Origin of the sequence: Phenylobacterium sp. (genome assembly GCF_030693805.1) — a bacterium.
Classification (GTDB): Bacteria; Pseudomonadota; Alphaproteobacteria; order Caulobacterales; family Caulobacteraceae; genus Phenylobacterium.
Window position 1 is genome coordinate 1 of sequence record NZ_JAUXZW010000407.1, and the last position, 19128, is coordinate 19128.

Annotated in this window: 22 protein-coding genes and 1 pseudogene; 13 read left to right on the forward strand and 10 right to left on the reverse strand. The window is 69.4% G+C overall.

Features of this window, described 5'->3' with window-relative positions; genetic code table 11:
- From Q8M88_RS16215 to Q8M88_RS16225, 3 genes are all read left to right on the forward strand, one after another.
- A partial coding sequence (locus tag Q8M88_RS16215; protein WP_371132744.1) for a type I glyceraldehyde-3-phosphate dehydrogenase occupies positions 1 to 591 on the forward strand: 591 nt, incomplete at its 5' end.
- A gap of 124 nt (positions 592 to 715) precedes the next feature.
- Complete coding sequence (gene pgk / locus Q8M88_RS16220; RefSeq protein WP_305598191.1) at positions 716 to 1912, forward strand: phosphoglycerate kinase; 1197 nt, start codon at positions 716 to 718, stop codon at positions 1910 to 1912.
- A gap of 17 nt (positions 1913 to 1929) precedes the next feature.
- Positions 1930 to 2988, forward strand: a complete 1059-nt coding sequence (locus Q8M88_RS16225; RefSeq protein ID WP_305598192.1) for a class I fructose-bisphosphate aldolase — start codon at positions 1930 to 1932, stop codon at positions 2986 to 2988.
- A gap of 54 nt (positions 2989 to 3042) precedes the next feature.
- On the opposite strand, the gene bfr is transcribed toward Q8M88_RS16225, so the two are convergent.
- Both bfr and Q8M88_RS16235 read right to left on the reverse strand, forming a co-directional pair.
- Positions 3043 to 3540, reverse strand: a complete 498-nt coding sequence (bfr, locus tag Q8M88_RS16230; RefSeq protein ID WP_305598193.1) for a bacterioferritin — start codon at positions 3538 to 3540, stop codon at positions 3043 to 3045.
- A 113-nt stretch (positions 3541 to 3653) separates the two neighbouring features.
- Entirely contained in the window at positions 3654 to 3839 is a 186-nt protein-coding gene (locus Q8M88_RS16235) for a bacterioferritin-associated ferredoxin (RefSeq protein WP_305598194.1), read from the reverse strand.
- A gap of 119 nt (positions 3840 to 3958) precedes the next feature.
- On the opposite strand from Q8M88_RS16235, the gene thiE reads away from it, so the two are divergent.
- From thiE to Q8M88_RS16250, 3 genes are all read left to right on the forward strand, one after another.
- Positions 3959 to 4615, forward strand: a complete 657-nt coding sequence (thiE, locus tag Q8M88_RS16240; RefSeq protein WP_305598195.1) for a thiamine phosphate synthase — start codon at positions 3959 to 3961, stop codon at positions 4613 to 4615.
- A gap of 95 nt (positions 4616 to 4710) precedes the next feature.
- Complete coding sequence (gene efp / locus Q8M88_RS16245; RefSeq protein WP_305598196.1) at positions 4711 to 5280, forward strand: elongation factor P; 570 nt, start codon at positions 4711 to 4713, stop codon at positions 5278 to 5280.
- Positions 5281 to 5350: 70 nt separating this feature from the next.
- The gene (locus tag Q8M88_RS16250) at positions 5351 to 6145 is read left to right on the forward strand and encodes an inositol monophosphatase family protein (RefSeq protein ID WP_305598197.1); all 795 of its coding nucleotides are present in this window, start codon (positions 5351 to 5353) and stop codon (positions 6143 to 6145) included.
- A gap of 46 nt (positions 6146 to 6191) precedes the next feature.
- On the opposite strand, the gene Q8M88_RS16255 is transcribed toward Q8M88_RS16250, so the two are convergent.
- Entirely contained in the window at positions 6192 to 7487 is a 1296-nt protein-coding gene (locus Q8M88_RS16255) for an acyl-CoA dehydrogenase family protein (protein WP_305598198.1), read from the reverse strand.
- A 178-nt stretch (positions 7488 to 7665) separates the two neighbouring features.
- On the opposite strand from Q8M88_RS16255, the gene Q8M88_RS16260 reads away from it, so the two are divergent.
- Positions 7666 to 8424, forward strand: coding sequence for a sulfite exporter TauE/SafE family protein (locus Q8M88_RS16260; protein WP_305598199.1), 759 nt, complete (start codon positions 7666 to 7668; stop codon positions 8422 to 8424).
- 172 nt (positions 8425 to 8596) lie between these two features.
- On the opposite strand, the gene tadA is transcribed toward Q8M88_RS16260, so the two are convergent.
- On the reverse strand, positions 8597 to 9058 hold the full coding sequence (tadA, locus tag Q8M88_RS16265; protein ID WP_305598210.1) for a tRNA adenosine(34) deaminase TadA: 462 nt from the start codon (positions 9056 to 9058) through the stop codon (positions 8597 to 8599).
- A 12-nt stretch (positions 9059 to 9070) separates the two neighbouring features.
- On the opposite strand from tadA, the gene Q8M88_RS16270 reads away from it, so the two are divergent.
- Complete coding sequence (locus tag Q8M88_RS16270; RefSeq protein ID WP_305598200.1) at positions 9071 to 10525, forward strand: pseudouridine synthase; 1455 nt, start codon at positions 9071 to 9073, stop codon at positions 10523 to 10525.
- A 6-nt stretch (positions 10526 to 10531) separates the two neighbouring features.
- On the opposite strand, the gene Q8M88_RS16275 is transcribed toward Q8M88_RS16270, so the two are convergent.
- Both Q8M88_RS16275 and Q8M88_RS16280 read right to left on the reverse strand, forming a co-directional pair.
- Positions 10532 to 11209 (reverse strand): CDP-alcohol phosphatidyltransferase family protein, encoded by a 678-nt coding sequence (locus tag Q8M88_RS16275; RefSeq protein ID WP_305598201.1) that lies wholly within the window; start codon positions 11207 to 11209, stop codon positions 10532 to 10534.
- Complete coding sequence (locus Q8M88_RS16280) at positions 11206 to 11604, reverse strand: hypothetical protein (RefSeq protein WP_305598202.1); 399 nt, start codon at positions 11602 to 11604, stop codon at positions 11206 to 11208. Before Q8M88_RS16280 ends, Q8M88_RS16275 begins: the two co-directional genes overlap by 4 nt.
- 77 nt (positions 11605 to 11681) lie before the next feature.
- Here Q8M88_RS16280 and Q8M88_RS16285 point away from each other — a divergent pair, with 77 nt between their 5' ends.
- The 4 genes and pseudogenes from Q8M88_RS16285 (at position 11682) to rsmD (ending at position 13898) form a co-directional block, all read left to right on the forward strand.
- Positions 11682 to 12647: a phosphatidate cytidylyltransferase gene (locus Q8M88_RS16285; protein ID WP_305598203.1), complete on the forward strand. Its 966-nt coding sequence runs from the start codon at positions 11682 to 11684 to the stop codon at positions 12645 to 12647.
- A 20-nt stretch (positions 12648 to 12667) separates the two neighbouring features.
- A pseudogene (locus tag Q8M88_RS17770) lies at positions 12668 to 12883 on the forward strand (1-acyl-sn-glycerol-3-phosphate acyltransferase); the annotation flags it as partial.
- 17 nt (positions 12884 to 12900) lie between these two features.
- Positions 12901 to 13305 carry a 1-acyl-sn-glycerol-3-phosphate acyltransferase gene (locus Q8M88_RS16290; RefSeq protein ID WP_305598204.1) on the forward strand — a complete coding sequence of 135 codons (405 nt, stop codon included), beginning with the start codon at positions 12901 to 12903 and terminating at the stop codon, positions 13303 to 13305.
- The gene (gene rsmD, locus Q8M88_RS16295) at positions 13296 to 13898 is read left to right on the forward strand and encodes a 16S rRNA (guanine(966)-N(2))-methyltransferase RsmD (RefSeq protein WP_305598211.1); all 603 of its coding nucleotides are present in this window, start codon (positions 13296 to 13298) and stop codon (positions 13896 to 13898) included. The genes Q8M88_RS16290 and rsmD overlap by 10 nt, the downstream gene beginning before the upstream one ends.
- Here rsmD and mutL read toward each other — a convergent pair.
- On the reverse strand, positions 13895 to 15745 hold the full coding sequence (mutL, locus tag Q8M88_RS16300) for a DNA mismatch repair endonuclease MutL (RefSeq protein WP_305598205.1): 1851 nt from the start codon (positions 15743 to 15745) through the stop codon (positions 13895 to 13897). The two genes, rsmD and mutL, sit on opposite strands and share 4 nt — an antisense overlap.
- A 65-nt stretch (positions 15746 to 15810) precedes the next feature.
- Between mutL and Q8M88_RS16305 the strand changes: the two genes are divergently transcribed.
- Complete coding sequence (locus tag Q8M88_RS16305) at positions 15811 to 16794, forward strand: TraB/GumN family protein (protein WP_305598206.1); 984 nt, start codon at positions 15811 to 15813, stop codon at positions 16792 to 16794.
- Between the two features lie 13 nt (positions 16795 to 16807).
- Here the strand turns inward: Q8M88_RS16305 and Q8M88_RS16310 are convergent, their stop codons facing one another.
- From Q8M88_RS16310 to Q8M88_RS16320, 3 genes are all read right to left on the reverse strand, one after another.
- Positions 16808 to 17362 (reverse strand): DUF3035 domain-containing protein, encoded by a 555-nt coding sequence (locus tag Q8M88_RS16310; RefSeq protein WP_305598207.1) that lies wholly within the window; start codon positions 17360 to 17362, stop codon positions 16808 to 16810.
- Positions 17363 to 17437: 75 nt separating this feature from the next.
- Positions 17438 to 17941 (reverse strand): signal peptidase II, encoded by a 504-nt coding sequence (lspA, locus tag Q8M88_RS16315; RefSeq protein WP_305598208.1) that lies wholly within the window; start codon positions 17939 to 17941, stop codon positions 17438 to 17440.
- Positions 17938 to 19128, reverse strand: a 1191-nt coding sequence (locus tag Q8M88_RS16320) for a class I tRNA ligase family protein (protein ID WP_305598209.1), incomplete at its 5' end; no start/stop codon positions are given. The genes lspA and Q8M88_RS16320, both read right to left, overlap by 4 nt.

Below are 19128 nucleotides of genomic sequence, written 5' to 3' on the forward strand. Positions count from 1 at the left end.
CTGACCGCCGCCGACCTGATCGTCTCCAACGCGTCCTGCACCACGAACTGCCTGGCCCCGATCGCCAAGGTGCTGCACGACCTGGCCGGCATCGAGCGCGGCTCCATGACCACCATCCACTCCTACACCGGCGATCAGCCGACGCTGGATACGATGCACAAGGACCTCTACCGCGGGCGCGCCGCGGCGATGTCGATGATCCCCACCTCGACCGGCGCCGCCAAGGCGCTGGGCCTGGTGATCCCCGAGCTGCAAGGCAAGCTGGACGGCTCCTCGATCCGGGTGCCGACCCCCAACGTCTCGGTGGTCGACCTGACCTGGGTGCCCGGCCGCAAGCTGGACAAGGACGAGATCAATGCCGCGCTGAAGGCCGCCGCGGCCGACGGCCCGCTGAAGGGCGTGCTGGCGGTGACCGACGAGCCGCTGGTGTCGATCGACTTCAATCACATTGCGGCCTCGTCCACCGCGGCGCTGGCGCAGACCCAGGTGATCGACGGCGGCCTCGGCCGCGTGCTGTCCTGGTACGACAACGAGTGGGGGTTCTCGACGCGGATGAGCGACACCGCGCTGGCCATGGCGAAACTGATCTGATCGCGATGTTTCCGGTTTCCTCTCCGCTCATCCCGACGAAAGCCGGGACCCAAGGGGCGGTTCGATCTTGCTCAGACTCAGCTTGGTTCCCGGCTTTGGCCGCGACGAGCGGGATGGAGGGCTGATGTCGTTCCGCACCCTGGACGATCTGCCCGGCGATCTGGACGGGAAAGCAGCCCTGGTGCGCGTGGATTTCAACGTGCCCATGGCCGACGGCGCAGTCACAGACGACACGCGGCTGCGTGCGGCCCTGTCGACGATCGAGAAGCTGCGCGCCAAGAACGCTTCGGTGATCCTGCTGTCCCATTTCGATCGGCCGAAGGGTAAGCGCGTGCCGTCCATGAGCCTGCAGCCGCTGGTCGAGCCGTTGTCGAAGCTGCTGGGGATCACGGTCAGCTTCGGGACCGACTGTATCGGCCCCGCCGCTCACGAGGCGGTCGCCGCGGCCGGCGCAGGGAGCGTGACCCTGCTGGAGAATGTTCGCTTCCATCCGGGCGAAGAGGCCGACGACGCCGACTTCATCGCTGAACTGGCGCAGAACGGCGACCTCTACGTGAACGACGCCTTCTCGACCGCGCACCGCGCGCACGCCTCTACCGAGGGGCTGGCCCACGTGCTGCCGGCCTATGCGGGGGAGAGCATGCGGCGCGAGCTCGACGCGCTGGAGGCCGCCCTCGGTTCGCCCAAGCGGCCCGTGCTGGGCGTGGTCGGCGGGTCCAAGGTGTCGAGCAAGCTCGCCCTGCTGGACAACCTGGTCGGCAAGTTGGACCGCCTGGCGATCGGCGGCGGCATGGCCAACACATTCCTGGCCGCGCAAGGGATCGACGTCGGCGCCTCGCTCTGCGAGCACGACCTGGCCGAGACCGCGCGCGAGATCATGGCCACCGCTAAGGCCGCGGGCTGCGAGCTGCTGCTGCCCGTAGACGTGGTCACCGCCAAGGCGGTCGAGCCGGGAATCGATCACCAGGTCCGGGCGCTGGACGCGATCCAGCCCGACGACATGATCCTCGACGCCGGCCCGCGCACCGCTGCGGCGCTGAAGGCGGCGATGGACGCCTCGGCGACCGTGATCTGGAATGGCCCCCTGGGGGTGTTCGAGGTCCCGCCGTTCGATGTGGCGACGGTCGACGTCGCCCGTCACGCCGCCGCGCTGGCCAAGGCCGGCAAGCTGGTGGCCGTGGCCGGCGGCGGTGATACGGTGGCGGCGCTAAACGCAGCAGCCTGCACGGACGACTTCACCTTCGTCTCGACAGCGGGCGGCGCGTTTCTTGAATGGATGGAAGGCAAGACGCTGCCCGGTGTGGCCGCGCTTGCTCAATAGGGAGTAGAAGGAACCCGATGGATCTCGCGGCTCTGAACACGATCGCCGAGCGCCTGGTGGCGCCTGGCAAAGGCATCCTGGCGGCGGACGAAAGCTCCGGCACGATCAAGAAGCGCTTCCTCGCCATCGGGGTCGAGAACACGGAACAGAATCGCCGTGACTATCGCGAGCTGCTGTTTCGCTGCGGCGAGGCGATGAACGGCTGCATCTCCGGCGTCATCCTGTTCGAGGAGACGCTGTATCAGATCGGCGCCGACGGCACGCCGCTGGTCAAGCTGATCGAGGCGGCCGGCGCGATTCCGGGGATCAAGGTCGACAAGGGCGCCAAGCCGATGGCCGGCTTCCCGGGCGAGACCCTGACCGAGGGCCTGGACGGCCTGGCCGAACGTCTGGCCAAGGACTACGCCCAGGGCGCGCGCTTCGCCAAGTGGCGCGCGGTGATCGACATCGCCGACGGCCTGCCCACCTGGGGCGCGGTGAAGGCCAATGCGCACGCTCTGGCCCGCTACGCCGCCATCTGTCAGGAGGCGCAGATCGTCCCGATCGTCGAGCCGGAAATCCTGATGGACGGCGCGCACGACATTCAGCGTTGCGACGAGGTCACCCGCTGGGTGCTGCAGACGGTGTTCGCCGAGCTGGCCGAACAGCGCGTGGCGCTTGAGGGCATCGTGCTGAAGCCCAACATGGTGATCTGCGGCAAGGGGTGCAGCGCGCGCGCCTCGGTCGAGGAGGTCGCCCAGCGCACCATCTCCGCACTGAAGGCGACCGTGCCATCCGCAGTGCCGGGGATCGCCTACCTTTCCGGAGGGCAGTCCGACGAAGAGGCGACGGCCCACCTGGACGCCATGAACCGCATCGGCGGCTTCCCGTGGAAGATGACCTTTTCCTATGGCCGCGCGCTGCAGGCGGCGCCCCAGAAGGCCTGGGCCGGCCGCACCGAGAACGTCACCGCCGCGCAGAAGGCCTTCGCCCACCGCGCCAAGATGAACTCTCTGGCCAGCGTAGGCGAGTGGAACGGCGAGTTGGAGCGGGCGGCGCTCGGGCACAACTCGCAGGCCGAACACGCCAAGGCTTAGCGGCCCGAACCTCCGCTCACCCCGGCGAAAGCCGGGGTCAGCGGGTGAGCGGCCTCACCCCGTCGCGTCGCCGCCGCCTTCGAGTTCGCCCAGCGCGCTCTGCAGGTAGTTGGCCTCGCCCAATGCGCGCAGCAGCGACAACTGGGTCTCCAGGAAATCGACGTGTTCCTCGGTGTCGGCGAGGATTTCCCGCAGGATCTGGCGCGACACGTAGTCGGCGGCGGTCTCGCACAACCGAATGCCCTCGACCAGCGTGCTGCGACCGCCCAGCTCGATCTCCAGGTCGGCGGCCAGCGACTCAGGCACTGTCTCGCCCAGCCGCAGCTTGTGCAGGTCCTGCAGGTTCGGCAGGCCCTCCAGGAACAGGATGCGCTTGATCAGCTTGTCGGCGTGTTTCATCTCGCCGATCGATTCCTTGTAAGTAATCTCGCCCAGCCGCTTGAAGCCCCAGTTCTCGTACATGCGCGCATGCAGGAAGTACTGATTAACCGCCGTCAGTTCATTGGTCAGCACGGCGTTCAACTGCCGAATGATCGCCTTGTCGCCTTGCATGGCGGAACTCCTCAGGTACGCGGTGATGCGCGCAAAGTCTCGCCCGCGGCGCGTCATGTCAAAGTTTATGTTTGCAAGTGATTAGGCCTCGCACTTGCAAGGCGGTGCGAATTCTATTCGGCCGCGTAGCGCAGCGCTTCGTCCTGTTCGCTGAGCATCTTGCGCATGTCGCAGACGCAGCGGGCGCATTGGGGGGTTTGGCCGCAGGCGCGGAAGATCTCTGCAGGGCGCGACGCGCCGCTGGCGATGGCCGCGCGAATCTCGCGCTCACGAATGCCGTTGCAGTTGCAGACGTACACCTGACGCCCCGCCTCCCATGTCGTTGGACGTAGATTACCATTTGCGAACGCCTTTGCAACTCGTTTGCATGTGACGATCTGATTTGCCGCGGGCGCGCCGGACGATAGAAGGGCGCTGCATGCCCAATCCCTGCCGCCTCTACCTGATCACCCCGCCACGCCTCGACGACCTCGCGGCCTATGGCCAAGCCCTGTCGCAGGCGCTCGACGCAGGCGACGTGGCCGCCCTGCAGATCCGCCTGAAGGATGTCCCCGACGCTACAGTCGCCGCCGCGGTCGAGGCGCTGTCGCCGATCGCGCGCGCCCGGGGCGTCGCGGTGATCCTCAACGACCGCCCCGATCTGGCCGCCCAGTTCGGATGCGACGGGGTGCACGTCGGCCAGGAGGATGCGCCCTACGCCCAGGCCCGCACGCTGATGGGTCCGGACGCAATGATCGGCGTCACCTGCCACGACAGCCGCCACCTGGCGATGGAGGCGGCGGAAGCCGGAGCCGACTACGTGGCTTTCGGCGCCTTCTTCCTCACGAGCACCAAGGACGCCAAGACCCGCGCCGACCCAGAGATCCTGAGTGTCTGGCAGGAGGTCATGCAGACCCCTTGCGTGGCGATCGGCGGGATCACCGTGGAGAACGCCAGGGGGCTCGCCGCCGCCGGCGCGGACTTCCTGGCGGTGTCGGCCGGGGTGTGGTCGTACGGCGACGGCCCTGCCGCTGCAGTCGCCGCGCTGAACGCCGAAATCGCCCTCGGCGTCGCCGAGCGTGGCCACGCCCGATGAGGCCGACCGCCGCACGCCTTGCCTTGGCGGGCCGGCGCCTCTAGGTTCCGCCGCCGAATTACGCTACGGCGCGCCCGTTTGCCTGAAAGCCCGCAATGCCCAAGATCACCGCCAACACTATCAAGCCCGGCAACGTCCTGCTGCACGACGGTTCGCTCTGGGTGGCGGTGAAGACCGCGCACGTGAAGCCCGGGAAGGGCGGCGCCTTCGCCCAGGTGGAGCTGAAGAACGTGCTGGACGGGCGCAAGTTGAACGAGCGCTGGCGTTCTTCCGACACCGTCGAGCGGGTGACTCTGGAGCAGAAGGAGCACTCCTTCCTCTATGAGCAGGGCGAGATGCTGGTGTTCATGGACCAGTCCAACTACGAGCAGATCGAACTGCACAAGGACTTCGTCGGCGAGGAGCGCGCGCAGTTCCTGCAGGACGGCATGGTGGTGACGCTGGAGTTCCACGAGGACCGCGCGATCGGCATCGAGCTGCCGGAATATGTGGTGCTGACCATCGTCGAGGCCGAGCCCACGGTGAAGGGTCAGACCGCGTCGTCATCCTACAAGCCCGCCAAAGCCGACAACGGCATGCGTGTGCTGATCCCGCCGTACATGGACGCGGGCGAGCGGGTGCTGGTCTCGACCGAGACCGGAGAGTATCTGCGGCGGGCGGACTGATCCGCCCACCGTGCGCTGAGGCTTCCTAAGCGGGCTGCCAGGCGCTCAAGAGCGAGCGGAGTTTCCACGCGTGTCCACACAATCAGCGCTTCTGAAGGTGATGTCCGACGCCGCGCGCAAGGCGGCGCGGGGGTTGAACCGTGACTTCGGCGAGGTGGCCGAGCTGCAGGTGTCCAAGAAGGGCGCGGCCGATTTCGTCTCCGCCGCCGACCTGAAGGCCGAACAGACCCTGTTCGAGGCGCTGAGCAAGGCGCGACCCGGCTACGGCTTCCTGGGCGAAGAGCGCGGGATGATCGAGGGGACCGACAAGACCCACACCTGGATCGTCGACCCGCTGGACGGCACCACCAACTTCCTGCACGCGATTCCGCACTTCGCGATCAACATCGCGCTGCAACGCGACGGCGTCGTGGTGGCGGCGGTGACCTACAACCCGGCGGCCAACGAGCTGTACTGGGCCGAGAAGGGCAAGGGGTGCTTCGTCAACGACCGGCGCCTGCGGGTTTCGGCGCGCAACCGGCTGGAGGAATCGGTGCTGGCCACCGGTATCCCGTTCATGGGCCATGGCCACCACGCGCAGTTTCTCAAGGAATTGCACCAGATCAGCCAGAAGGTCGCCGGCGTGCGGCGCTTCGGCGCGGCGGCCCTGGATCTGGCGTTCGTCGCCGCGGGTCGTTTCGACGGATATTGGGAGCGGGACCTGAAGCCCTGGGACCTGGCGGCCGGGCTGCTGCTGGTCAGTGAAGCCGGCGGCAAGGTCACCGACGCCGACGGCGGGCTGGAGAGCCTGACCAACGGCTCGATCTGCGCCGCCTCGCAGGACATCCATCCCCAATTGCTCGAGCGCCTGCGCGCCGCGGCCTGAGGACGGCTGGGCCGAGGCGCCTTAGCGCCCCGGCCCGCCTTGATCGTCAGCGTGCGGTGGCCATTTCGCGCTGCTCCTGGTCTGCGCGGATTTTATACTGGAGGTCGCCGTACTTGGAGAACTCCAGACGCGCGATCGTGCGGTTGTGCACCTCGTCCGGGCCGTCGGCGAGACGCAGGGTCCGCTGGGTGGCGTAGGAGCGGGCCAGGCCGAAGTCCTCGGCCACACCGATCGCCCCGTGGGCCTGGATGGCGTCGTCGAGGATACGCAGCGCCATGTTGGGCGCCTGCACCTTGATCATCGCGATCTCCAGACGCGCCGACTTGTTGCCGGCCTTGTCCATCATGTCCGCCGCCTTGAAGCACAGCAGGCGGGTCATCTCGATGTCGGTGCGGGCCGTGGCCACGCGCTCTTCCCACACCGATTGCTCGGAGATGTACTTGCCGAACGCCTTGCGGGTCATCAGGCGCTGGCACATGCGCTCCAGCGCCACTTCAGCGGCGCCGATGGTGCGCATGCAGTGGTGGATACGGCCCGGGCCGAGGCGACCCTGCGCGATCTCGAAGCCGCGGCCCTCGCCGAGCAGCAGGCTCTCTTCGACGTTCACCCGCACGTTTTCCAGCACCACTTCAGCGTGGCCATGTGGCGCGTCGTCGTAGCCGAACACCGGCAGCATGCGGATAACCTTCACGCCCGGATGGTCGAGCGGCACCAGCACCTGGCTCTGTTGCTGGTGGCCGGCCGCGCTGGGGTTGGTCTTGCCCATGACGATGGCGACCTTGCAGCGCGGATCGCCGACGCCGGACGACCACCACTTGCGGCCGTTGATCACATAGTCGTCGCCGTCACGCTCGATGCGCGTCTCGATGTTGGTGGCGTCGGACGAGGCCACCGCCGGCTCGGTCATCAGGAAGGCGGAGCGGATGTCGCCGTTCATCAGCGGGCGCAGCCAGCGCTCCTTCTGCTCCAGCGTGCCGTAGCGGTTGAACACCTCCATGTTCCCGGTGTCGGGCGCCGAGCAGTTGAACACCTCGGAGGCGAAGGTGACGCGGCCCATGATCTCGGCGATCGGCGCGTATTCAAGGTTGGTGAGCTGCTGGCCTTCGAACTCGAAGGTGTCGTCCACGTGGGGATGGCCGGAGGACGGCGGCATGAACATGTTCCACAGGCCGGCGGCCTTGGCCTTGGTCTTCAACTCTTCCAGCACCGGAATGACCTTCCAGCGCTCGCCTTCAGCGACTTGGGCGTCGAACGTCGGGACCGCGGGATAGACGTGATCGTCCATGAACGCCGAGACGCGGGCGATCAGGTCCTTCTGGCGCGGCGTAAAGTCGAAATCCATGGCGCTTCCTCCGTTCAAACAGTTGTTTGAACTCTTCTCGCACGCACCCTGCTCACGTGCAAGGCGAGCGCGCCCCGGGGCTCGACGACCGGCTCGCGCGGCGCTACGTCGGACCTAGGGGGAACCACGCCATGGATCATGTCCGCCGCCTGCTGCAGGCTTCCGAGCGGCCGCTGCCTTGAGCGGGTTGATCGGCCTGTTCCTGATCATCACCGCGTTCGTCACCGCGACCCTGTCGGGTGTGTTCGGCATGGCGGGCGGGATGGTGCTGATGGGCGCCCTGGCCCTGGTCCTGCCGGTGCAGGCCGCCTTCGTCACCCACGGCGTGCTGCAGTTGGTCGCCAACGGCTGGCGCGCAATCCTGCATCGCCGTCACGTGCGCTGGGACATTATCGGCTGGTACGCGGCGGCCTCGATCATTGCCGCTGTGGTGGTGTCGCTGATCGCCTTCGTGCCGTCGAAGCCGCTGCTGTATCTGTTGATGAGCCTGGTCCCGATCCTCGTCTGGCTGCCGCAGCGCTGGATATCGCTGGACGCCGCCAGGCCGCCGCAGGCCTTCGCCTCAGGCCTGATCGTCACCGGGCTCAACCTCAGCGCCGGCGTCGCCGGGCCGCTGCTGGACATCTTCTTCGTCCGCACTGAACTGACCCGCCACGCCATCGTCGCCACCAAGGCGGCGACGCAGGTGTTCAGCCACATGGCCAAGATCATCGTCTATGGCGGGCCGATGCTGGCGACGCGCCACGCCGACGGCGTACCGCCGCTGTGGGTTTTCGCCATCGCCATTCCGGTGTCGATGGCCGGCACCGCGGTGGGCGGCCTGATCCTCGAGCGGCTGAGCGACGTGAACTTCAAGCGCTACACCCGCTACATCGTCACCGGAATCGGCGCGGTCTATTTCGTTCAGGCCGTGCGGCTGTTCCTCTTCACGCCCTGAGGCGGAGGAGCGAAGGCCAAAAAAAGAGCCGCGTCCCGAGGGGCGCGGCTCAGTCATTAGGGAGGAAACGCCCAGGTTGGGCAGTGCTCATCTATGTCCGCAGGCCGGCTTTGCAAGAGCTTGGCCGTGATAAAGGTGATGCCGGCGTCATATTTGTCGCGCATGCCGTGTCTCAGGTGCGGGCGCCGCCGCCGGCGACCTTGCGGCGGGCGCGGAAGAAGCCCTGCAACAGGGCGGCGCTCTCCGTCGCCAGCAACCCGCCCTCGATCTGCGGTCGCCAATGGCAGGTGGGTTGGTCGAAGAACCGCGGGCCATGGACCACCGCGCCGCCCTTGGCGTCCTCGGCCCCGAACACCAGGCGGCCGATGCGCGCGTGGCTGATCGCGCCGGCGCACATGGCGCAGGGCTCCAGGGTCACCACCAGGGTCAGGCCGGTCAGGCGGTAGTTGCCCAGCCGCGCGGCCGCGGCGCGGATCGCCACGATCTCGGCGTGCGCCGTCGGGTCGTGGGCGCCAATCGGGCCGTTGGAGCCGCTCGCCAGCACCTCGCCAGTGACGGAATCGACCACGACGGCGCCCACCGGCGTCTCGCCGCGCGCGGCGGCGGCTTGCGCGGCTTCGAGGGCGATGCGCATGTTGCGAAGATCATGATCCACGATGAACACCCAACCGGCGACGCCTCCGCAGGTCAAGCCGACGACGCCGCACGGCCAGGCGAAAGGGTCGCCAAGGCGTTGGCCCGCGCCGGCGTCGCATCGCGCCGCGAGGTCGAGAGGCTGATCGAACTGGGCCGCGTGGCGCTGAACGGCCAGGTGTTGACGACGCCCGCGGTCAAGCTCGAGCCCGGCGACATCCTCACCGTCGACGGCGAGGTGGTGAACGAGGCCGAGCCCGCACGCCTGTTCCGCTACCACAAGCCCGCCGGACTGGTGACCAGCCACTCCGACCCGCAAGGCCGCCCGACGGTGTTCGCCGCCCTGCCGCCCGGTTTGCCCCGGTTAATATCGGTGGGCCGCCTCGACCTGAATTCCGAGGGCCTGTTGCTGCTGACTAACGACGGCGGCCTGGCGCGCGCGCTGGAGTTGCCGGCCAGCGGGGTGGTGCGCCGCTACCGCGCCCGCGCCCATGGACGGGTCACCCAAGACAAGCTGGACCGCCTGAAGGCCGGCGTCACCGTCGAGGGCGTCCGGTACGGCCCGATCGACGCGCGGCTCGACAAGGCCAAGGAAGGGCCGCAGGGCGCCAACCTGTGGATCACGGTGACCCTCGCCGAAGGCAAGAACCGCGAAGTCCGCCGGGTGCTGGAATCCCTGGGGCTGAAGGTCAACCGGCTGATCCGCCTGTCCTACGGCCCGCTGGCGCTAGGCACGCTGGAGGTCGGAGCCATCGAGGAGGTCGGCCCCCGCGTGCTGCGCGAACAGTTCGTCGAGCACATCGCGCCGGAGGCCCTGCCCAAGGGCGAGAAGCCGCAACTGCACGGCGCACGCACCGCCGAGGGTCAGATCTCGCGCGGCGACCGCCGGCGCGAGCCCGGCGTGCAGACCCGCTCGTCCATGCCGCTCGAACCCCGCGAGAAGCAGACCTACAAGCCTGGTTGGGCCAAGCCCAAGAAGCCCAAACCGACGCCCCTGAAGAAGCGCTCGGCCGACGCGCGACCCAAGAAGCCCGCGCCCGAACGATCCGCCTGGGACAACGCCGCCCCGGCCCGCACGGCGCCAGGCCGCTCGACGGCCGCAAAGGGCGCGCCGGCCAAGGGGCGCTCCAGCGACGATCGGCCTGACAAGGCTCCGTCCGCCAGACCCCACGCCGATCGTCCCCGTGCCGGCAAGCCGGGAGCGTCGCGAACCCCAGCGCCGGGCGCGGCTGCAGGCGAAGATCGTTCCGGCAAGCCCGCGTCGAGGCCTCACGCGGAACGGACCCGTACCGAATCGTCGCGCGGAGAGACGCCTCGCCCCGAGGGCCAGCGTCCGGGCAAGCCCGTCTCGAGGCGACCAGCCTCCGCCAAGCCCGTGTCGGATCAGCCACGCTCCGAAAAGCCTCACACCGACAGGCCCCGCAACGGCAAGCCAAGCGCCGACCGGCCGCGTCCCGGCAAGCGTTGATCCGGCTCAGCCGGCGGCGCGTTCGGCGAGGCGTCGCGCCAGCGTGCGGGTGCGTCGCACCACCGTCCAGGCCGAGCCCGCGGCGATCACCGCCAGGCCGATCAGCATGCACTGGCCATGCAGGCCCCAGAACGGCTCGAACACCGAGATCACGCAGGTGATGGTGAGCGCCGCCATCCGATGCGGCTTGGCCATGGGACCGGAGAAGTCGGCGGGAAAGTCGAAGCCACGGCCGAGTTCGCGCACATAGGCGGTGAGGATCGCCAGGCAGGCGGCGAGCCAGCCCAGCCACGCGCCCATGTCCAGCTTCGAGCCGTAGGCGCAATAGCCCGCGCCGACCAGCAGCAAGGCGTCGGCGATGCGGTCCGGCATCTCGTTCCAGATCGGTCCAGAGGGGCCGCCGCGCCCGTGCTCCACCGCGACCATTCCGTCCAGCAGATTGCACAGCAGGCGCAGCTGAATGCAGGCGGCGGCGCCGATCAGCGCCAGCCCGCGGGCCAGCGGCGCCTCGTTGATCCCGGCGAGCATCAGCAGCGCCGCGCCCAGACCGGCGAACGCCACGCTGGCGGCCGAGATCAGATCGGGGCTCGCCCCGCCCCGCGCCGCCGCAGCGGCCAGCGCCTGGGCCCAGCCGGCGGCCCGGCTCTTCAGAGGCCGTCGATCGCCGCTCGCAGCCTCGTTCATGATCCAGGGGTCCCGTTGCGCGCCCGCACCAGCGTCGCGGTGTAGAGGATCGCATACAGTGTCGACACCGACCAGGGAACGGCGATGGTGGCGGCGATCTGCGGCGTGCCGATCGCCCGATGCGCCGCATAAAGCAGCACCAGGATCAGGCTGGCGCTGAGCGCTGGCGGCGCCAGATAGGCGGCGACGCCGGAAAGCCTGGCCACCATCGCCTCCAGCGCCCGCTTGAGCAACAGGGTGATCACGCCGCTCATCGCGCCCTGGCCCAGCGCGGCGATCCACGCCGCCTGCCCGTGGCCGCGGTTGGCGAACAGGGCCCAGCCGCCCATCGCCAGGAAGGCGAAGGCCACATGGGTCGGGGTCGCGCGCGCCAGCTTGGCGAAGGTCGGGGTCACGGGGAAGCGCCTCCTGGCGGTCCAGCCGCGAGCGAGCCTCGCTTGCGTGTGGGCTCACGGTCAAGGCATGGTCAGGCTTGAGCCGGGTCGGGGAAGCCATGGACGTCATTGCGCGGTTCTTCTCGGGCCAGCCGCCCGCCCTGCTATGGGGCCTGGGCGGGGTGCTGGGCGCGCTGACGCTCGCGGTGGCGATCACCTGGGGCCTGTCGAAGGCCAGGCCCGCCAAGGACTACACGAACCTTCGCCAGCGCATCGCCTCGTGGTGGGTGATGATCGCCCTGCTTAGCGCGGCCCTGCTGGCCGGCTGGGGCGCGGTGGTGGCGCTGTTCGTGGTGATCTCATTCATCGCGCTGCGCGAATTCCTGTCGCTGGCGCCCATCCGCCGCGAAGACCGGCTCATCGTCTTCGTGGCCTACCTGACCATCCCGATCAGCTACGGTTTCATCGTCGCCGACACCTACGGCTTCTTCCTGGTGTTTACGCCGGTCTACGTCTTCATGTTCCTGCCGTTCCTGATGGCCTGCATCGGCCAGACGCGGGCCTATCTGACGACCATGGCGACGTTCCACTGGGCGATCGCCACCTGCGTCTATGCGCTGGGTTTCGCGGCCTTCCTGATGCGTACGCCGCTCAGTGACGGAGCCCCGGCAGGACCGGCCGGGCTGGTGTTCCTGCTGCTGGTCGCCACCGAGGCCAACGATGTCTTCCAGTACTGCTGGGGCAAGGCGCTGGGTAAGCGCAAGATCATGCCCACGGTCAGCCCCAACAAGACCTGGGAGGGCTTCCTGGGCGGCTGGGCGACCACCGCGGCGCTGCTGTGGTTCGCCGGCCCCGTGTTCACGCCTCTGTCCGGCGTCGGCTTGGCGATCCTGGCGATCAGCCTGCCTGTGGCGGGCTTCGCCGGCGACGTCACCATGAGCGCCATCAAGCGCGACCTGGGCGTCAAGGACACCAGCGGCCTGATCCCGGGCCACGGCGGCATCCTCGACCGGGTGGACAGCCTGCTGTTCACTGCGCCGCTTTACTTCCATATCCTCGCCTAATTCGCCCTGGACCATTTCTGATGCGCTGGCTGAGACGGATCGCGATCGTGCTGGTCGCCCGGCCGCTGGCGCGGATCTTCACCGGGGCAGATATCGTCGGACGCGAACGGCTCCCGCTCAAAGGTCCGGCGATCGTCGTCGCCAACCATGCCAGCCACGTCGACACCCTGCTGCTGCTGACCATCTACCCGTCCAAGGCGCTGGACCGGGTGCGACCCGCGGCGGCGGCGGACTATTTCCTCAAGGCGGCCCGTTGGCCTGGTTCTCACGCAACGTCCTCAATGTGGTTCCGGTGGCGCGCGACAAGGTGGCGGCCGGCGAGGACATCCTGGCCCCGGCGCGCGAGGCGCTGGCGGCGGGCGACATCCTGCTGATCTTCCCAGAAGGCACCCGCGGCGACGGCGAGGCGATGGCGCGGCTGAAGAACGGCGTGGCGCGGCTGGCGGCGGCCTTCCCGCTGGCGCCGATCGTGCCGATCTGGCTGCAGGGCGCGGGGCGGGTGCTGCCAAAGGGCGCGCATCTTCCAGTGCCGATGAACTGCACCGTCCTGGTGGGCGAGCCCCTGCATTGGGGCGGCGAACGCGCGGCGTTCATGGAAGACCTGCGTGTGCGGCTAGAGGCCTTGCATGCGCTCGCTCCGCCGCAGCGCTGGACGTAAGGCCGGCGTTCAAGCCAAACAGCCGCATGCGCATCGCCTCCGGGGAGTTCAAGGGTCGCAATCTGACGGCGCCGCCAGGCCTGGCGACCCGCCCAACGTCGGACCGCGCGCGACAGGCCGTGTTCAACATCCTCGAGCACGCGCCGTGGTCGCCGGGGGTGCGCGACCTGCGGGTCATCGACCTGTTTGCAGGATCCGGCGCGCTGGGCTTCGAGGCCCTGTCGCGCGGCGCGGCGTTCTGCCTGTTCGTCGAGACCGATGAAGCGGCGCGCGGCGCGATCCGCGAGACCGTCGACGCCTTCTCCCTGTTCGGCCGCACGCGGGTGCATCGCCGCGACGCCACCGACCTGGGCCAACGACCGGGTGGCGATGGTCCGGCGTTCGAACTGGCCTTCCTCGACCCGCCCTACGCCAAGGGCCTGGGCGAACAGTCGCTGGCGCGGCTGGCGGCGGGAAATTGGCTGGCGCCGGGGGCGGTCGTGGCGTTCGAGCGCGGCGTGGGCGAAGCGGCCTTCGCTGTCGATGGTTTCGAGCCGCTCGACACCCGCGACTACGGCGCGGCGCGGGTGCACTTCCTCAGGTACGCTCCCTAGCGCCGACCAAACAGGCGCTCGATGTCAGCGAGCTTGAGCTCCACGTAGGTGGGGCGCCCGTGGTTGCATTGGCCGGAGTGGGGAGTGACCTCCATCTGGCGAAGCAGGGCGTTCATCTCGGCCGCCGTCAACCTGCGCCCGGCGCGCACCGAGCCGTGGCAGGCCATGGTCGAGCAGACGTCCTCAAGCCGCTCCTTGAGGGCCAGGGCCTGTCCGTTCTCCGCGAGGTCGTCGGCGATGTCGCGGACCAGTCCGGCCGCATCGGTCTCGCCCAGTAGCGCCGGCGTCTCGCGCACCAGCACGGCGCCCGGGCCAAAGCTCTCGATCACCAGGCCCAACGCCGCCAGCTCGTCGGCGCGTGCGGTCAAGCGCTCGGCCTCGGCGGGGTCGAGTTCGACGACCTCGGGCAGCAGCAGCACCTGGCGAGCCACGCCTCCGGACTGCGCCATCTCGGCCTTCATCCGCTCATAGACCAGGCGCTCGTGGGCGGCGTGCTGGTCGACGATCACCACGCCGTCGCGGGTCTGGGCGACGATGTAGGTCTCGTGCACCTGCGCGCGCGCGGCGCCGAGCGGGAAGTCGACCGGATCGTAGACCACCGCCGGCGCGCCTGGCTCGCTGAGGCCGGGTTGATCGAGACTGGAGGCGATGAAGTCCGGCTGTGGTTCAGCGCGCGCCGAGACCCCGTCCAGGCCGGGGAGGGCGGCCGCCAGCGCCTGGCCCCAGCCGCCCATCCGCCAGGCGGAGAAGCCCTGCGCTGGGGCGGGCGGGCGATATTCCGGCCGGAAGCCGCCCAGCGCGGCCTGCGCCGTCGTGGTCGAAGCGCGATGGCCGGCCGAGGCGAGCGCGTGGCGCAGCCCGCCGATGATCAGCCCGCGCACCAGACCCGGATCACGAAACCGAACCTCGGTCTTGGCCGGATGGACATTGACGTCCACCAGCATCGGATCGAGCTCCAGATAGAGCGCGGCCAGGGGATGGCGGTCGCGGGCCAGGAAATCGGCGTAGGCGGCGCGCAGGGCCCCTTGCAGCAAACGGTCGCGAACCGGCCGGCCATTGACGAACAGGTGCTGGTGGGCGGCGTTGCCGCGGTTATAGGTGGGCAGGCCGGCGAACCCGGTGAGCCGCACGCCCTCGCGCTCATGGTCCAGGGCGATGGCGTTGTCGGAGAACTCCCGGCCCATCACCGCCGACAGCCGCGCGAGGCGCCCCGAATCGCCTGCGGCTTCGGCGGGCAGGCGCAGCGCACGGCGGCCATCGATGTCGAGCGTGAAGGCCGCGGTCGGCCGCGCCATCGCCTGGCGTTTCAGCTCCTCGGTGATCGCGGTCGCTTCGGCGCGCTCGGACTTCATGAACTTCAGCCGCGCGGGCGTGGCGTAGAACAGGTCGCGGACCTCGACCCGGGCGCCGTGGGGACCGGGGAAGGCGGCGGGGGCCACGGCCTGGGCTTCTCCGGCGTCGACCTGGATGGCGTGCGCCTCGGCGCGACCCCGGGCGCGGCTGGCGATCGACAGCCTGGCCACAGAGCCGATAGAGGGCAGGGCCTCGCCGCGGAACCCGAGCGTGGAAATGCGCAGCAGGTCGATGTCGCCGGCGTCGTCAGGAGTGAGCTTCGACGTCGCGTGACGCTCGATCGCCAGCGGCAGTTCCTCCGGCCCGATGCCGGAGCCGTCGTCGCCGACGAGGATGCGCGCCAGGCCGCCGGCGTCGATCTGCACCTCGATCTGGGTCGCGCCGGCGTCGAGCGCGTTCTCCACCAGCTCCTTGACCACGCTTGCCGGGCGTTCGACCACCTCGCCGGCGGCGATGCGGTTGACGGCGTGCGGCGGAAGGCGGCGGATGGTCATGGTCTGGCCTGGAAGAGAGCCCCATCATTAGCCGATTCCATGGCCGTGGGGGCAGGGTTGGACATATGACGCGCAAGCCGGCGCCGCATCCTCTCTCGCTGATCGCCGCTGGCGTCGCGTTGAGCCTCGGCCTGGGCGCGGCCGCACAGGCTCCGCTCACGTCGACGCAAGGGGCGGCGTCCGATCCGGACGCGGTGTTGGTCGAGGAGCTGGTGGTCACCGGGCGCTTGCCGGGGCCGGCGTGGTGGCGCGTCTCAGACGCCGACACCACCGTCTATGTCCTCGGCGTGCCATCGCTCGCGCCCCGGCAGATGCAGTGGGATCGGGGCGTGTTCGACCGGCGGCTGCAGGGCGCAAACGTGGTGATCCTGCCGTTCCGCCCGTTGCGGGTTAAGCTGATCGGCGCGCCGCTGGCGTTGGTCAGCTATGCGCGGCTGAAGTCCCGCACCCCGTTCGAGGACACGCTGGATGCGCCGACCCGCGCGCGTTTCGCCGCGGTGCGGGGGAGGCTGGGTCAGCCGGCCGATCGCTATGGCACCCGCAATGCGCTCGCCGCCGGCCTGCGGCTGATCGGCGACTACCGCGAACAGGCCAGGCTCACTGACACCGACCCGACCAAGCTGATCCGCCTGCTGGCCCAGCAGGCCAAGGTCCCGGTCGAGCAGAAGACCTACGACCTCGGTCCGCTGCTGAGCGCGGTGGCGCGTACGCCGGCGGCTGCGGGCCGGGTGTGCTTCGACCAGGCGCTGGTGGAGGCCGAATCCGGGCCGGCGGGCGTGCGCGAGGCGGCCCGCGCATGGGCCGTCGGCGACGTGCGCGGGGCGCTGGCCGCCGAGCGCAGCTACGAGCAGTGCCTGGCCGGCGCGCCGGGAGCCGCGGCCTTCGACGCGCGCACCAAGGCCGATCAGGTCGCCGCCATCGCGCGCGCGCTGCGCACGCCTGGGCACGCGATCGCGGTGGTGCAGCTGCGCCCGCTGCTCAGCCAGGGCGGCGTGCTCGACCGCCTGCGTGGCCAGGGTTTCGAGATCAGGACGCCGGGCGAGTTGTAAGCCGTGTCGGCGCCTAGAGGCCCGGCAGCTTCAGGCGGGGGCCCTGTTCGCGCTGGATGACCACGGGCTTGCCGCCGGTGATCTTCTTGATGCGCTCTTCCTCGGCCGCGGCGTCCACGGGAGACGCCGCGTCGTCGCCGACGCCGGCCGGTGCTGGCGCGCTCTTGTCCGAACGCCAGAACATCACCTTGTCGGCGAAGCTCTTGTCCTTGTGCGCCAGGTCGCCGAACTCGTCGTCGACCACGTAGCGGATCAGCGGGTCGGCCTTCTCGGCGCCGGCCTTGGCGACCAGCATCTTCTCGCCGTCGGAGCGGCTCTCGGCCTCGCGCGCGCCCAGCAGGGCGGTGCGAGCGGCGCTTTCCGGGCGCAGTTCCTGCGGGCGCGGCTCGCCAGGCGCCGGCGGGCGCAGCGAATAGTCCGGCGGCACGACGAGGGGGGCCTTGGTCACCACGCGGAATTCGTCGGGCGTGACCTTGGTCATGCCCAGCGCGCGCTTGGTGGTTCCGCAGCCGGCGAGCCCGGTCGCCGCGACCAGGGCGAGCGCGACGCACAGTCGGTTGACGCTCATGTACTTGAAGCTCCGCTTGGCCCCCTGGCCGTTAATCACGAGCAAATAGCGCAATCGCCCGCCGCACGCCACGCCTTAGGGCGCGGTGCGCTCTTTGCGCACGCTGTCGAGCAGCAGCAAGCCTACGCCGACGGTGATCGCCGCGTCGGCGACATTGAACACCCAGGGGAAATACAGCCGGCTGACATCGATGAAGTCGACCACCGCGCCGAAGCGGACGCGGTCGACGGCGTTGCCGATCGCCCCGCCGATGATCAGCCCCAGGCCCGCGCCGACGATCGAGCGTTCGGACCGTCTGGCCCACACCACCAGCACGACCGCAACGATCAGCGAGAACGCGGCCAGCGCCCAGCGCATCAACTCGCGATCGGCGTGGAACAGGCCGAAGCTGACGCCCCGGTTCCAGACCAGCGTCAGATGCAGGGGGCCCGCGACCTGCACCGCGCCCAGCGCGCCGAGGTTCAAGCCGTTCAGCACCCAGTGCTTCACCGCCTGGTCCAGCGCCAGGACGGCGGTCGCCAGAATATAGGCCTGCCAGCCGTAACGGCTCACCGGCGCATTCAAGCCAGGTTCGCTCAAGCTTCAGCTCCGCCGGCGTGGCGTGCGTCCCATTCCGCCACCGCGGCGGCGTCGCGAGGCGTCAGCTCCGGATAGCGCGGGTCGGCTCCGACCTCGGTCGAGATCTTCCACGACCGAGCGCACTTGGCGCCTTCAGCGCGGCGCACGGCCACCGCGACGCCGGGCGTCTCGGCGAGGCGGAAGGCTTCCGCCGGTCCACCCTGCCCGACGGTCAGGCTGGCGGCGCTGGTGATCATCACGTCCTCCAGCGGCAGGGCTTCGCCGAACGGCCAGGCGAAGGCTGCATCGGTGACGAAGACGTCGACCGCGGCGTCCAGGTTGGAGCCGATCAGCTTCTCGCGCCGGGCGACCTCGAGGGCGCCGGTGACCACCCGGCGTACAGCGAGGGCGGCGTCCCAGCGGGCGGCTTCGGCCTCGTCGCGCCAGGCGGACGGCGTCTCGGGAAACACCCGCAGGCAGTTGGAGTCCGCGTCGGGGAAGCGTGTCGTCCACGCCTCCTCCATGGTGAAGGGGATCAGCGGGGCCAGCCAGATGGTCAGGCGTTCGAACACCAGGTCCATGACCGTGCGCGCCGCCCGCCTGCGTAGCGAGCTGGGCTGGTCGCAGTAGAGGGCGTCGCGGCGGATGTCGAAGAACAGCGCCGACAGCTCGTTCTGGCAGAACTCGGTGATTGGCCGGATGGCGTCCTGGAAAAGATACGTCTCGTAGGCTGCGCGCACCTGGCCGTCGAGCGCGTGCAGGCGATGCAGCACGAAGCGTTCCAGCGGCGGCATGTCGCCAAGCTCGACCCGCTCGGCGTCGGAGAAGCCGTCCAGCGCGCCCAGCAGGTAACGCACGGTGTTGCGCAGCTTGCGGTAGGCGTCGGTGGTGGTCTGCAGGATCGTTTTGCCGATCCGCGAGTCCTCCGAGTAGTCGATCATGCTGGCCCACAGGCGCAGGATCTCGGCGCCCGAGTCCTTGATCACCGACTGCGGGTCGGTGGTGTTGCCGCTGGACTTGGACATCTTCTCCCCCTTCTCGTCGAGGATGAAGCCGTGGGTGAGAACCGCGTCATAGGGCGCACGGCCGCGAGTCGCCGAGCTTTCCAGCAGCGAGGACTGGAACCAGCCGCGATGCTGGTCGGAGCCTTCCAGATACAGGTCGGCCGGCCACTTGGAGTCGGCGCGGCCTTCCAGGACGAACGCGTG

Coding starts and splice junctions, on each gene's coding strand:
- Q8M88_RS16305 (WP_305598206.1), top strand. CDS start 15,811: ATGACGCGCAAGCCGGCGCCGCATCCTCTCTCGCTGATCGCCGCTGGC.
- mutL (WP_305598205.1), bottom strand. CDS start 15,745: ATGACCATCCGCCGCCTTCCGCCGCACGCCGTCAACCGCATCGCCGCC.
- Q8M88_RS16275 (WP_305598201.1), bottom strand. CDS start 11,209: ATGAACGAGGCTGCGAGCGGCGATCGACGGCCTCTGAAGAGCCGGGCC.
- tadA (WP_305598210.1), bottom strand. CDS start 9,058: ATGCGCATCGCCCTCGAAGCCGCGCAAGCCGCCGCCGCGCGCGGCGAG.
- efp (WP_305598196.1), top strand. CDS start 4,711: ATGCCCAAGATCACCGCCAACACTATCAAGCCCGGCAACGTCCTGCTG.
- Q8M88_RS16225 (WP_305598192.1), top strand. CDS start 1,930: ATGGATCTCGCGGCTCTGAACACGATCGCCGAGCGCCTGGTGGCGCCT.
- Q8M88_RS16310 (WP_305598207.1), bottom strand. CDS start 17,362: ATGAGCGTCAACCGACTGTGCGTCGCGCTCGCCCTGGTCGCGGCGACC.
- Q8M88_RS16255 (WP_305598198.1), bottom strand. CDS start 7,487: ATGGATTTCGACTTTACGCCGCGCCAGAAGGACCTGATCGCCCGCGTC.
- pgk (WP_305598191.1), top strand. CDS start 716: ATGTCGTTCCGCACCCTGGACGATCTGCCCGGCGATCTGGACGGGAAA.
- bfr (WP_305598193.1), bottom strand. CDS start 3,540: ATGCAAGGCGACAAGGCGATCATTCGGCAGTTGAACGCCGTGCTGACC.
- thiE (WP_305598195.1), top strand. CDS start 3,959: ATGCCCAATCCCTGCCGCCTCTACCTGATCACCCCGCCACGCCTCGAC.
- Q8M88_RS16270 (WP_305598200.1), top strand. CDS start 9,071: ATGATCCACGATGAACACCCAACCGGCGACGCCTCCGCAGGTCAAGCC.